Below are 12,086 nucleotides of genomic sequence, written 5' to 3' on the forward strand. Positions count from 1 at the left end.
AATTCTACGAACCGTCTGGCGTTCCTGCGCATCGCCCTTGGCCTGTTTCATTCGGCCCGGGGCGTTTTTTTTTGCCTGTTGAACCTCTGTGGTGGGCGGCTAGTCTCTGATGTAACCCCTTCAGGAGAGACTCGCATGGACTTTATACGCATCATCATCGCCATCATCCTGCCACCGCTGGGCGTGTTTCTGCAGGTGGGGTTTGGCGGGGCGTTCTGGCTGAATATCTTGCTGACCTTGCTGGGGTACATTCCGGGGATCGTGCATGCGGTGTATATCATCGCCAAGCGCTGAAATTGCTGGGGCTGCTCTGCAGCCCTTTCGCGACACAAGGCCGCTCCCACAGGTAAAGTGCAACATTCGGGTTTGCGCGATCGCTTGTGGGAGCGGCCTTGTGTCGCGATGGGCCGCAAAGCGGCCCCAGAGGCTCAGCCCCTCAACACCCGGCAATAGAACTTCCACTCTTCTTCCAAGGCATGCGCCAGGTTCTCCGCCTTGCGGAACCCGTGCCGCTCCCCCGCATAGAAGTGCCCTTCAGCCTCGATCCCGTTAGCCTGCAGTGCCGCCAGCATCGACCGCGTCTGCTCCGGCACCACCACCGCATCCAGTTCGCCCTGGAAGAAAATCACCGGTACCTTGATCTGCCCCGCATGCAGCAGCGGCGTACGCTGGCGATAGCGCTCGGCATCCTGCAGCGGGTCGCCGATCAGCCAGTCCAGGTAGTCCCCTTCGAACTTGTGGGTGGCCCGGCCCAGGGCAACCGGGTCGCTGACCCCGTACAGGCTGGCACCGGCGCGGAACACATCATGGAACGCCAGGGCACATAGGGTGGTGTAGCCGCCCGCACTACCGCCGCGGATGAACGCCTTGCGGCTGTCGATCAGCCCACGTCCGGCCAGGTATTCCACAGCCGCGCAAGCATCGGCCACATCGCTTTCGCCCCAGCGCAGGTGCAAGGCCTGGCGGTATTCACGGCCATAGCCGGTGCTGCCCCGGTAGTTCAGGTCGGCGACGGCGAAGCCGCGTTGGGTCCAGTACTGGATGCGCGGGTCGAGCACGGGATAACAGGCCGAAGTCGGCCCGCCATGGATGAACACCACCAACGGCGCGGCACCTTGCGAGCGGGCTGCCGGGTAGAAGAAGCCATGGGCGCGCTGGCCGTCACTGCCGTAGTGGATCGACTGCGGCAGGCTGATATGCCTTGCCGGCAGCACTTCGGCGCCACCAGCCAATACGCTGACCTCGTGGTTGCTGCGGGCGATGGCGATGACCGCCGGCGGGCTGATCGGCGAGGCGGCAATGGCAAACAGGTGTTCGGCATCCATGGCCAGGCTGCGAAAACGCGTGTAGGCACTGGCGAAACGCTCCAGGCTACCATCGGCAGTACGCAGCCCCAGTTGCCCGAAGCCGTCTTCGAACCAGCTGGCCAGATAGCTTTGCTGTCCCAGTGCCAACCAGGTGCTGGCGCCGAGTTGCCAGGGTGCCGCAGCGTGGTCCGCGGGCTCGGCAGGCAGGGCCTGCCAGCAGCCATCGACCTCGCCCCAAGGTTGCCAGAAGCCATTGCGGTCAGACAGGCAGTAGAGTCGGCCTTCGCTATCGAAGCGCGGCTGCTGCAGCGATTCGTCAGCGCCGGCCACACATTGCGGGGGCCCCCAGTGGCCACTTGCATCACGTGTGCGGCACATCAGCCTGGTGACGGTCCAGGGTTGTGCCGGGCGGTCCCATTCGACCCAAGCCAGGCGCTGGCCGTCGATACTCGCCGTAGGTGAGGCATAGAAGTCGGCCCCCTCAGCGAGCACTTCGCGAGCTTGTTCCCAAAGGGCGACCAAGCGATGCTCGACCCGTTCGCCATGCTGCTCCTCGACCGCCAGCACCAGGCCGTCGTGCCACTGCACATCGCCGTAGCGGCAGCTGGCATCATCAGTCAGGGCGCGCGGTACCGCGCCTTCCAGGGCCTGGGTATAGACCTGCTGGTCCTTTTCATTGACGAACAGCAGCCCATCACCACCCAGGCAAAAACTGCCACCGCCGTATTCGTACACCCGGCTACGTACGCTGAAGCCATCAGGTGTCAGGCAGCGGGCCTGCTGGTGCTGCCAGTGCCAGATGCGACAGGCACCATCGGCCGGGCGAAACTCGTTCCAGAACAGCCCCGCGGCGCTGACCTTGAGTTCGGCGAAGTCGGTGCCGGCGGCAACTGCCTGGGCCGCGCTGAACTCAGCCGCGGACGATGACACGGGAGTTTCGTTCATTGCGGAAGGTCATCTCTTCAATGGTGAGCTGGGCGGTTTCCGCCTCCTCGCGGGCCTTGAGTATGATGCCGTGGTCGGCCGACTTGGCGCACACCGGGTCGGCGTTGCTGGCATCGCCGGTGAGCATGAAGGCCTGGCAGCGGCAGCCGCCGAAGTCCTTTTCCTTCTCGTCGCAGGAACGGCAGGGTTCGGGCATCCACTCATAGCCACGGAAGCGGTTGAAGCCGAACGAGTCGTACCAGATGTGATGCAGGTCGTGGTCGCGCACGTTGGGGAACTGCACCGGCAGCTGGCGCGCGCCGTGGCAGGGCAGGGCGGTGCCGTCCGGGGTGATGGTGAGGAACAGGCTGCCCCAGCCATTCATGCAGGCCTTGGGGCGCTCCTCGTAGTAGTCCGGGGTGACGAAGATCAGCTTGCACGGGTTGCCCTCGGCCTTGAGCTTGTCCCGGTACTCGTTGGTGATGCGTTCGGCCCGTTCCAGCTGCGCGCGGGTTGGCAGCAGGCCCAGCCGGTTGAGGTGGGCCCAGCCGTAGAACTGGCAGGTGGCAAGCTCGACGAAGTCGGCCTCCAGGGCGATGCACAGCTCGATGATGCGGTCGATCTTGTCGATGTTGTGCCGGTGGGTGACGAAGTTGAGCACCATCGGGTAGCCATGGGCCTTCACCGCACGGGCCATTTCCAGCTTTTGCGCAAAGGCCTTCTTCGAGCCGGCCAGTAGGTTGTTGACCTGCTCGTCGCTGGCCTGGAAGCTGATCTGGATATGGTCCAGGCCGGCTTTCTTGAAGTCGGCGATGCGCGCCTCGGTCAGGCCGATGCCCGAGGTGATCAGGTTGGTGTAGTAGCCCAGCCGGCGGGCCTCGCCGATCAGTTCGGCGAGGTCCTGGCGTACCAGCGGTTCTCCGCCGGAAAAACCGATTTGCGCGGCACCCATTTCCCGGGCTTCGGCCATCACCTTGAACCACTGCTCGGTGCTCAGCTCCTGGCCCTGGGCTGCGAAGTCCAGTGGGTTGGAGCAGTACGGGCACTGCAGCGGGCAACGGTAGGTCAGCTCGGCCAGCAGCCACAGCGGCAGGCCGACTGCGGGCGTGGGCGGTAACTCAGGCGAGGACGATCCAGTGTTCGGCACGGGCCACCTCCATGAACTGCTCGATGTCATCGGCCACTTCCGGGACACCGGGGAACTGTTGTTCGAGTTCGCTGATGATCGCGGCAACGTCGCGTTGGCCGTCGATCAGGCCACCAATCAGGGCTGCGCTGTCGTTGAGCTTGATCATGCCCTCTGGGTACAGCAGCACATGGCCCTTTTGCGCCGGCTCGTACTGGAAGCGGTAGCCGGGGCGCCAGGCTGGCACTTGATTACGGTCGAAACTCATAGGGGGATCCCTTTGTGCCACACCCGTTCCTGGGTGACGGAGTGATAGGGCGGGCGGTTCAGCTCGTAGGCCATGCTCATGGCGTCGAGCATGCTCCAGAGAATATCCAGCTTGAACTGCAGTATCTCCAGCATACGCTCCTGGCCCGCGCGGGTGGTGTAGTGCTGCAAGGTAATCGCCAGGCCATGCTCCACGTCACGCCGGGCCTGGCCCAGGCGGGTGCGGAAGTATTCATAGCCGGTCGGGTCGATCCACGGGTAGTGCTGCGGCCAGCTGTCCAGGCGCGACTGGTGGATCTGCGGGGCGAACAGCTCGGTCAGCGAGCTGCTGGCCGCTTCCTGCCAACTGGCCCGGCGGGCGAAGTTGACGTAGGCGTCCACGGCAAAGCGCACACCGGGCAGTACCAGTTCCTGGGAGCGCAGCTGGTCAGGGTCCAGGCCCACGGCCTGGCCCAGGCGCAACCAGGCTTCGATGCCACCGTCCTCGCCGGGCGCGCCATCGTGGTCGAGCAGGCGCTGGATCCACTCGCGGCGTACTTCGCGGTCCGGGCAGTTGGCCAGAATCGCGGCATCCTTCATCGGGATGTTGACTTGGTAGTAGAAGCGGTTGGCTACCCAGCCCTGGATCTGTTCGCGGGTGGCGCGACCCTGGTACATCGCCACGTGGTACGGGTGATGGATGTGGTAGTAGGCGCCCTTGGCGCGCAGGGCCTGCTCGAATTCGGCAGGGGACATTGGCAGTGCGTCGCTCATTCGGCTGGCTCCTGTATAGCTGAGTCTCGGCGCGATCCCTGTGGGAGCGGGTTTACCCGCGAACACCGGCGAAGCCGGTGCCATACACTGTGTGGGATTCTTCGCGGGTGAACCCGCTCCCACAGGGCCTGTGTTGCTTGTGCGATCTGGCTGTTACAACTCGATACTCATGCCATCGAAGGCCACTTCCACACCCCGGCGCAGCACTTCAGCACGCTCGGGCGAGTCTTCGTCGAGAATCGGGTTGGTGTTGTTGATGTGGATAAGTACCTTGCGCTGGCGCGGGAAGCCATCCAGCACCTCCAGCATGCCGCCTGGGCCGTTCTGCGCCAGGTGGCCCATCTCGCGGCCGGTGCGGGTGCCCACGCCACGGCGCTGCATTTCATCATCTTCCCACAGGGTGCCGTCGACCAGCAGGCAGTCGGCGCCGTGCATCATCGTCAGCAGCTTGTCGTCCACCTGGCCCAGGCCCGGGGCGTAGAACAGCTTGCCGCCGGTGCGGGTGTCCTCGACCAGCAGGCCAAGGTTGTCGCCCGGGTGCGGGTCGAAGCGGTGCGGCGAGTAGGGCGGCGCGGCGCTGCGCAGGGGGAACGGGGTGAAGCGCAGGTTGGGGCAGGCGTCGATGACGAAGCTGCCTTCCAGCTCTATACGGTTCCACTGCAGGCCGCCGTTCCAGTGGCTGAGCATGTTGAACAGCGGAAAGCCCGTGGTCAGGTCCTGGTGGACCATGTCGGTGCACCACACCTGGTGCGGGCAGCCTTCGCGCAGGCTGAGCAGGCCGGTGGTGTGGTCGATCTGGCTGTCCAGCAGGATGATGGCGTTGATGCCGGTGTCGCGCAGGGCGCGGGCCGGCTGCATCGGCGCAAAGGCCTGGAGCTGGGCACGAATATCGGGCGAGGCATTGCACAGCACCCAGTGCACGCCGTCGTCGGACAGGGCGATGGACGACTGGGTGCGTGGCGTGGCTCGCAGGGTGCCGTCACGCAAGCCCTTGCAGTTGACGCAGTTGCAGTTCCACTGTGGGAACCCGCCGCCGGCGGCGGAACCGAGAACCTGGATGTACATGGCCACTCTCTCTGCAGAAACCGTAGCGAAAAAACGAAAACGCCCCGGCAGGCCGAGGCGTTGAACCGTAAGCCGGGCTTAGCGGTTGGCGAAGTACATGGTGACTTCGAAGCCGATGCGCAGATCAGTGTATGCAGGTTTGGTCCACATGGAATTACTCCTTCCGGATGAGGGGGTGGGTTTGTCAGCTACTACTTGGGTACCGCCATTGGCTGGAGGTTCCCAAGGTTGGGATTGCGCTATCTTACAAGAAAAATTTGTACCGAAAGGTTAATTATTCGAAAACTCCGTTGCGGTTTTCGTAACAATCATGGGTTTGTACCCAGCCAGGAAGTATCTGGTGCGACTGCGTTGGCAAGGCATAGCCAAGTGGAATCTTTATCGAGCAAGTGGTTCAGCAACTGGTCCAGATCCGTCTGCCGCGTTTTCAGGATAGACCTGCACAGCGCATCCAGCCTGCCGGGTTGTGTGGCCAGGAATGTCTGCCACGCCCATTCGGCGACTTCGGCGTTGCCCATCGCCGGTTCATCGAATTGCCCGGCCAGGGCCTGACGAGCGGCAGGGGCCAGGGTAACGCCCTGGCGCAGCAAGGTGAGCAGGTGGTCGAGGATCTGTACCTGGCTGGCATGAGGCGACTGGACCCCGAACAGCAGGCCGCCGACACCCTCTACCTGACGAAAGGTACTGAATACCGCATAGCCGAGTTGCAGTTCTACCCGTAGCCGTTGGTAAACCGGCCCTTGCAGCAACTGCGCGAGCAGGCGGCCAGCGGCTTCCATGGCCGCTGGCAGTGGGCAGAACAGCAGCAGGGCATGCTCACTGCCGGGTACTTCGGCATGTTGCCAACGGTGGTTGGCTAAGGCGGGCAGAGGGCCAGGCGCTGAGCCTTGCCCAGGGCAGTGCTGCAGCACGGTGCCCAATGCGTTCAGGGCGCCATCGTCGAAGCCGGCAGCCAGGCCGTGCCAGCGTGCTTGCTGCCACAGTTTGTCGAGATGCGTCTGTGCCAGGGTGCAGGCCGCAGCAGGTTCAGGCGTGGCGCCCAGCACGGCGTCGGGCAGCTGCTTGAGCAGGGCCCGGATGGGAATCAGTGCCGGAGGCTGCGTCGAACTGGGCAGCCAGCTGCCTGCCGGGGGCTTGCGCATCAGCGCCAAGGCTTGGTCTACAGTGCGCAGTACCGCTGCCGGCAGCCCGGCGCAGCGAAGTTGCCAGTATTCGCCAGCGGCACTGAACTGCAACTGCACCGATACGCGCTCGCAGCGCTCCTGCAGGGGGTGCAAGGCGCGTTCGAGCAGCGCATGCAGGCGCTGGCGCAACGGCGAAGGGACATGCCAGCGCAGGTACAGCGCCGCGTACTGACGAGCACCAGGCAGCTGGTCGCTGACTTTCAGTGCCGCTGGCAGCGGGTGCGGCCTGGCATCAGGCAAGTCGGCCAGGAGCAAGGGGTCGACTGCGGGCAGTTGCCAATGCCCATGTGCGCGGCCCGGCAGGCCTTCCAGCAGGGCACGGAGCGCCTGCAAGCCTTGTGTGTCCAAACCGCTGAACGGCTGGCCGGCGCTGTCCCGGCGGGCCAGCTCAAGCGCGCTAGCGCTGCGTTCGCGGCTTTGCTGCAGCAGCTCGAATTCGGCACTCAATTGCTCAGGGGCGGCCTGGCGGATGAAGCCGAACCAGCCCTGCAACAGGGCATCGGCTTCCTCTGGGCAGGCGTCCTCGCTCAGCTTCAGGTCAATGTGCCACAGCAACTGCCCGGCGAAGGCATACAGCGCCTCGGCCTTGAAGCTTTGCAGCCAGCCACGCTGGCGAAGTGCATGCAGCCAGGTGCCTGGGCGGCTATCGCCGAGGCAGGCGATGAGCAACTCAAGGGCCTGCTCGGCACCTGCCGGCAGGTTTTCGTGGCTGAACAGCAGGTGCGTATCGGACGTCGATAAAGGCGGTGGCAGAGCTTGTGGCACCCGTTCACCTGTTGCGAACAGCTTGGCATGCTGCCGGCCCAGCAATTCCAGTTCATCCAGCGATTGCGGGCCGCACAGGCTCAGGGTGACCTGGCCGCCTTGGTAGAAGCGCTGGTGAAAGCCACCGAGCGCTTGCTGGAAGGCAGGATCCTGCAAGGCCAGGGTATGCCGGTTACCGGCATGAAAAGCGCTCAATGGATGGCCGGGCGCTGCCGATTGCAGCAAGGCGAACTGCTGCTGGGCCTGAGGGTTGCGCGACCAGGCAATGAACTCGGCGTGGATTACTTCGCGTTCGCGGCGTTGGCGCTCGATGCCCAGGTCTGGTTCGGCCAACATCTGGCACAGGCGCTCCAGCCCCCCGGCCAGGGCGCTGGGCGGGACCTCGAAGAAGAAGTCGGTGGTGCGTTCGCGGGTGCTGGCATTGACCTGGCCGCCGAGGGCCTGCACATAGCGCATCAGGCCGTCGTCGAGAGGGAAGCGCGAGGTGCCGAGGAAGAACAGGTGCTCCAGGAAGTGGGCCAGGCCGGGCCATTTGGTCGGCGTGTCGTGGCTACCCGCGTGCACCCGCAGGGCCGCGGCCGAGCGCTTCAGGCGCGGGGCGTGGCGCAGGGTCAGCTGCAGGCCGTTGGCGAGGGTGAGGTGGCGGGTGGCGTCAGGCATGGAAACTCCGGGGCAGGTGTTCATGCTAACCCATTTGTTTGCAGGGCCGGCCTCTTCGCGGGTAAACCCGCTCCCACAGGCACGGCATAGCTTTCAGGCCTGTGATTTACCCTGTGGGAGCGGGTTTACCCGCGAATGGGCCGCCCAGCGGCCCCTGTCAGCCTTTACGCAGGTGCAGCTCCTGGCGCAGATCGCTCAGGTAAGGAAACGCCGCCCGCCCCTGCACCACCCGCTCATGCTCCAGCTCCGCCAGCAACTGGCACTCGTCCCGCCCGGCCATGGCCAACAGGCTGCCATCCGGGCCGACGATGCTGCTCTGCCCGCAATACTGGATCTCGCCTTCCGAGCCGCAATAGTTGGCATACACCAGATGGCACTGGTTCTCCTGCGCCCGCGCCCTCACGGTCACCTGGCAGATGAAGTCGTACGGCGACATGTTCGCCGTCGGCACCAGGATCAGCTCGGCACCGTCCAGCGCCAGGCGCCGGGCATTCTCCGGGAACTCGATGTCGTAGCAGATCAGCAGGCCGACCTTCCAGCCATCCAGCTCCACCACCGGGAAGTGATCGGCACCTGCGCTGAACATCGAGCGGTCCAGCTCGCCGAACAGGTGGGTCTTGCGATAGTTGCTCAGGCTGCGGCCGTGACCATCGATCAACTGCACGCTGTTGTAGATCGCGCCATCATCGCCACGCTCCGGATACCCGTAGACGATGGCGATGCGGTGCGCCTGGGCGATTTCCACCACCTCCATGGCCGTCGGGCCATCGGCGGCCTCGGCCAGGCGCTCGACCTGGGCCAGGCCGATGTTGTAGCCGGTCAGGAACATCTCCGGGCACACCAGCAAACTGGCGCCGCGTTCGGCCGCCAGTTGCGCCTGGTGGCGCAACCGTTGCAGGTTGCCGGGCACGTCCAGTGGCTTGGGTGCGCCCTGGAACAGAGCGATGCGCATGCTGCCTCCTTGTCTCAGTCCGGCAGGGCGATCGGGCCGATTTCGTCGAACACGTCGCCTGGGCCGGGGTTGTCCGGGTGGGTGCGGCCACCGAAGTGATTCATGATACCCCACACCGCATTCAGCGATGTCTGTACCGCGCCTTCCACCCAGGCCGGCGTCCACGACACGTCGTCACCGGCGATGAACATGCCGCGCTGTTCGGCAGGCATGTCCTGCTGCATGAAGTGCGCGTACATGCGCTGGTTGTAGCGGTAGTGCCCAGGCAGCGCGCCCTTGAAGGCGCCGAGGAAGTGCGGGTCGGCCTCCCAGGAAACGGTAATCGGGTCGCCGATGATGTGCCCGGCGATGTCGGTCTTCGGGTAGATCTTCTTCAGTGCGTCCAGGGCCAGTTGCACGCGTTTTTCCACCGGGTGCGGCAGCATCTTCAGCGCGTCGCTCATCCACGAGTACGACAGGCAGATCACCCCCGGCTTGTCGTCACCGTTGTCGAACAGGTAAGTGCCGCGGGTGAGGCGATCGGTGAGGGTCATGCTCATCAGGTCGCGGCCGGTTTCCGGGTCTTTGTCTTTCCAGAACGGCCGGTCGACCATGACGAAGGTCTTCGACGACTGCATGTAGCGGGTGCGGTCCAGGGCCATCCACATCTTTTGCGAGAACAGCGATTCCTCGCAGTCGATCTGGGTGGTCAGCAGCCAGGTCTGGCAGGTGGCGAGCACGGCACTGTAGTGACGGGTGTCGCCCCAGTTATCGGTGACCGCCAGGCGGCCATCGGCGGCGCGGGCGATGCGCTTGACTCCGGTACGCGGTGCGCCGCCATGCAGCCCGCTCAGGCTGGTGCCTTCCGGCCAATGCACGCAGCGCTCCGGTACATGGCGCCAGATGCCTTGCGGTACCTGCTCTACACCGCCCACTACCAGGTGCTGGTGGTCGTCGCAGTTGGTCATCACCACGCGGAAGATTTCCAGCATCGAGTTGGGGAAGTCCGAGTCCCAGCCGCCGGTGCCGAAGCCGACCTGGCCGAACACTTCGCGGTGCTGGAAGCTCAGCTGGGCGAACGAACGCGAGGTGGCGACGAAGTCGTAGAAGGTGCGGTCATCCCACAGCGGTACCAGCTTGTTCCACAGCTCTTTCAGGCGCGGTACGTCCCGGTCGCGGATGGCCTGCTGGATGTCGGCGAACCGGGCACCGCTTTCCAGCGCGTCGGCCCAGGCATCGGCCACTTCGTGGAACAGCTTGGGCAGGTCGGTGGGTTTTTCGGCGTAGTAGGTCTGGCCTTCCAGGTCGATCACCGTGCTGCCCGAGGCCGGGGTCAGCGGGTTGGGGAACGGTTTGGTCTCCAGACCCAGCTTGTCCACGTAGTGGTAGAAGGCAGTGGACGACACCGGGAAGCGCATGCCGCCCAGTTCGGCGATGATCCCGTCGGTGCCGTTGAAGGTTTGCGAGCGCAGCCGGCCACCCAGCTTGGATGCTTCGTACACCACCGGCTTGAGGCCCAGCTTCATCAGCTCGTAGGCCGCCACCAGGCCGGCAATACCGGCGCCCACGATTGCCACTTCCTCACCATGGCGCTCGGCCGGGATGCTGCCCAGGCCTGCGGGGTGTTCCAGCCAGTCGTCGAAGGCGAAGGGGAAATCCGGGCCGAAGATGGTGACGGGTTTTTTACCATCGGCGGGGTGGCGGTTTTTCTTGTTCATGAAGTGACCTTGCCAGAGAGGCTGCGCAGCGGGCGGAGCCTGAGTATAGGAGATGCCTGGAGGCCATTTTAGGGAGTGGGGTGTTCGTTATTAAGGTGCAGATTGTTGTCTGAATGTAGCTTGTGTCGTCGAAATGAAGGTATTCATAGGTATTATGACGAAAAGCGCGATTGAGTAATCGAGAGTTGAACCGGTCTATGTAGGAGCGGGTTTACCCGCGAATGCTGCAGTCAATCTACCGACGCATTCGCGGGTAAACCCGCTCCCACAGGGGGGCTGTGTTGCCCTTGCCATGCGGTCGATCAGACAGTGCCTACACCCATGCCGGGAAATAACGAATTACCCTACGCCCCCTATCGCCTTGGTCTGGCATCGCGGGAATCGCTTCATCGTTAACTTCACTGGGTCGCCGGAAATTCGGCGATCGGGCGTGAGAACCCGCGGACCGTTCTGGAGGCGCACTGCTATGGCAGCTGTGCGCGGGCAGGCTTTGCCTGGCCGGGACGCGCCTCCAAGTTCGCCGGTTCTCACCTCGTGCATGGCTGCCACCCAATTCCCGTGAGAAGGATGCGATTGGCCGCCGATCACCCTTGTGATTTGGAGGCTATACCATGACCAACCGCTTACCCGACCAACCCGAAAAACTGAAACCCACCGCAGAAAAAACCTTCTGCAACTGCGAATCCAGCCATCCGCCATTATTCGCCATACGCCCCGGCATCGACGCTGCAGACGCCTTGGTCCACGCCTGCCTGCTGGCCCGTGGCCTCAATCAGATCGCCACCGACTACGCCCAGCATCACGCCCCCGAGCGCAGCCGTGACATCGTCTGGTCGATGCAGCATTCCGCCGAAAGCCTTTCGGCGATTCTGGAAGGCCTGCTCGACGGCCAGGAGGCCTGACCGCCAGCCAGGTTCAGAAAGGCTGCCCGCGGTCCACCTTGCTGCTAAGAATGATCGACGTGGTGGTCTTCTCCACCCCGTCGACGCTGCCGATCTGGTCGAGCAACTGGTCCAGTTGCTCGGGCGAATCCGTACGCAGCCAGGCCACATAGTCGAACTCGCCGCTCACTGCGCACAGTTGCTGTACCTGGCCCATGGCACTCAGGCGCCGCACCACCTCCTTGCCCGAGCGCGGCTGCACCTTGATCCCCACATATGCCTGCAGCCCACCACCCATAACCCGCTGGCCCAGGCGCACGCCATAGCCGGAGATGACCTTGTTCTTCTCCAGCCGCTCCAGACGCGAGTTGACGGTAGTACGAGCGATGCCCAGCTGGCGGGCGAGGGTGGCGACGCTTTCGCGGGCGTTTATCTGCAACAGGGCGATCAGCTGGCGATCGATTTCATCCAGCGTGATGGAGCGGGAATCCGACATGGCGAGTCT

General features: G+C 64.1%; 12 protein-coding genes. 2 read left to right on the top strand and 10 right to left on the bottom strand.

Annotated elements, in window-relative coordinates:
- Nucleotides 1-135: 135 nt before the first annotated feature.
- Nucleotides 136-294 (top strand): YqaE/Pmp3 family membrane protein, encoded by a 159-nt coding sequence (locus tag QN085_RS02015; RefSeq protein ID WP_009681539.1) that lies wholly within the window; start codon nt 136-138, stop codon nt 292-294.
- 134 nt (nt 295-428) lie between these two features.
- Here QN085_RS02015 and QN085_RS02020 read toward each other — a convergent pair whose 3' ends face one another.
- The 9 genes from QN085_RS02020 to QN085_RS02060 form a co-directional block, all read right to left on the bottom strand.
- The gene (locus QN085_RS02020; RefSeq protein ID WP_041506294.1) at nt 429-2,252 is read right to left on the bottom strand and encodes an alpha/beta hydrolase family protein; all 1,824 of its coding nucleotides are present in this window, start codon (nt 2,250-2,252) and stop codon (nt 429-431) included.
- On the bottom strand, nt 2,218-3,378 hold the full coding sequence (gene pqqE, locus QN085_RS02025; RefSeq protein WP_013970567.1) for a pyrroloquinoline quinone biosynthesis protein PqqE: 1,161 nt from the start codon (nt 3,376-3,378) through the stop codon (nt 2,218-2,220). The genes QN085_RS02020 and pqqE overlap by 35 nt, the downstream gene beginning before the upstream one ends.
- Nucleotides 3,350-3,625, bottom strand: a complete 276-nt coding sequence (gene pqqD, locus QN085_RS02030) for a pyrroloquinoline quinone biosynthesis peptide chaperone PqqD (protein ID WP_004375207.1) — start codon at nt 3,623-3,625, stop codon at nt 3,350-3,352. The genes pqqE and pqqD overlap by 29 nt, the downstream gene beginning before the upstream one ends.
- A complete protein-coding gene (gene pqqC, locus QN085_RS02035) occupies nt 3,622-4,377 on the bottom strand; it encodes a pyrroloquinoline-quinone synthase PqqC (RefSeq protein ID WP_031324410.1) in 756 nt (251 codons plus the stop codon). The genes pqqD and pqqC overlap by 4 nt, the downstream gene beginning before the upstream one ends.
- A gap of 153 nt (nt 4,378-4,530) precedes the next feature.
- Nucleotides 4,531-5,442, bottom strand: coding sequence for a pyrroloquinoline quinone biosynthesis protein PqqB (pqqB, locus tag QN085_RS02040; protein WP_024086143.1), 912 nt, complete (start codon nt 5,440-5,442; stop codon nt 4,531-4,533).
- Between the two features lie 78 nt (nt 5,443-5,520).
- Nucleotides 5,521-5,592: a pyrroloquinoline quinone precursor peptide PqqA gene (gene pqqA, locus QN085_RS02045; RefSeq protein ID WP_003243383.1), complete on the bottom strand. Its 72-nt coding sequence runs from the start codon at nt 5,590-5,592 to the stop codon at nt 5,521-5,523.
- A 158-nt stretch (nt 5,593-5,750) separates the two neighbouring features.
- Nucleotides 5,751-8,051: a pyrroloquinoline quinone biosynthesis protein PqqF gene (gene pqqF, locus QN085_RS02050; RefSeq protein WP_041506293.1), complete on the bottom strand. Its 2,301-nt coding sequence runs from the start codon at nt 8,049-8,051 to the stop codon at nt 5,751-5,753.
- Between the two features lie 157 nt (nt 8,052-8,208).
- The gene (locus tag QN085_RS02055) at nt 8,209-9,003 is read right to left on the bottom strand and encodes a carbon-nitrogen hydrolase family protein (protein WP_013970571.1); all 795 of its coding nucleotides are present in this window, start codon (nt 9,001-9,003) and stop codon (nt 8,209-8,211) included.
- A 14-nt stretch (nt 9,004-9,017) separates the two neighbouring features.
- Complete coding sequence (locus QN085_RS02060; RefSeq protein ID WP_013970572.1) at nt 9,018-10,700, bottom strand: flavin monoamine oxidase family protein; 1,683 nt, start codon at nt 10,698-10,700, stop codon at nt 9,018-9,020.
- Between the two features lie 611 nt (nt 10,701-11,311).
- Between QN085_RS02060 and QN085_RS02065 the strand changes: the two genes are divergently transcribed.
- Nucleotides 11,312-11,602: a hypothetical protein gene (locus tag QN085_RS02065; protein ID WP_023661772.1), complete on the top strand. Its 291-nt coding sequence runs from the start codon at nt 11,312-11,314 to the stop codon at nt 11,600-11,602.
- A gap of 13 nt (nt 11,603-11,615) precedes the next feature.
- Here QN085_RS02065 and QN085_RS02070 read toward each other — a convergent pair whose 3' ends face one another.
- Nucleotides 11,616-12,077 (bottom strand): Lrp/AsnC family transcriptional regulator, encoded by a 462-nt coding sequence (locus QN085_RS02070; RefSeq protein WP_013970574.1) that lies wholly within the window; start codon nt 12,075-12,077, stop codon nt 11,616-11,618.
- Nucleotides 12,078-12,086 lie beyond the last annotated feature (9 nt).

Source organism: Pseudomonas sp. M2(2023), assembly GCF_030263955.1.
Classification (GTDB): domain Bacteria; phylum Pseudomonadota; class Gammaproteobacteria; order Pseudomonadales; family Pseudomonadaceae; genus Aquipseudomonas; species Aquipseudomonas asiatica.

Excerpts from the sequence above, each read along its gene's own strand:
- QN085_RS02060 (WP_013970572.1), bottom strand. The coding sequence starts at position 10,700 with ATGAACAAGAAAAACCGCCACCCCGCCGATGGTAAAAAACCCGTCACC.
- QN085_RS02065 (WP_023661772.1), top strand. The coding sequence starts at position 11,312 with ATGACCAACCGCTTACCCGACCAACCCGAAAAACTGAAACCCACCGCA.
- pqqD (WP_004375207.1), bottom strand. The coding sequence starts at position 3,625 with ATGAGTTTCGACCGTAATCAAGTGCCAGCCTGGCGCCCCGGCTACCGC.
- QN085_RS02015 (WP_009681539.1), top strand. The coding sequence starts at position 136 with ATGGACTTTATACGCATCATCATCGCCATCATCCTGCCACCGCTGGGC.
- QN085_RS02020 (WP_041506294.1), bottom strand. The coding sequence starts at position 2,252 with ATGAACGAAACTCCCGTGTCATCGTCCGCGGCTGAGTTCAGCGCGGCC.
- pqqB (WP_024086143.1), bottom strand. The coding sequence starts at position 5,442 with ATGTACATCCAGGTTCTCGGTTCCGCCGCCGGCGGCGGGTTCCCACAG.
- pqqC (WP_031324410.1), bottom strand. The coding sequence starts at position 4,377 with ATGAGCGACGCACTGCCAATGTCCCCTGCCGAATTCGAGCAGGCCCTG.
- QN085_RS02055 (WP_013970571.1), bottom strand. The coding sequence starts at position 9,003 with ATGCGCATCGCTCTGTTCCAGGGCGCACCCAAGCCACTGGACGTGCCC.
- QN085_RS02070 (WP_013970574.1), bottom strand. The coding sequence starts at position 12,077 with ATGTCGGATTCCCGCTCCATCACGCTGGATGAAATCGATCGCCAGCTG.
- pqqF (WP_041506293.1), bottom strand. The coding sequence starts at position 8,051 with ATGCCTGACGCCACCCGCCACCTCACCCTCGCCAACGGCCTGCAGCTG.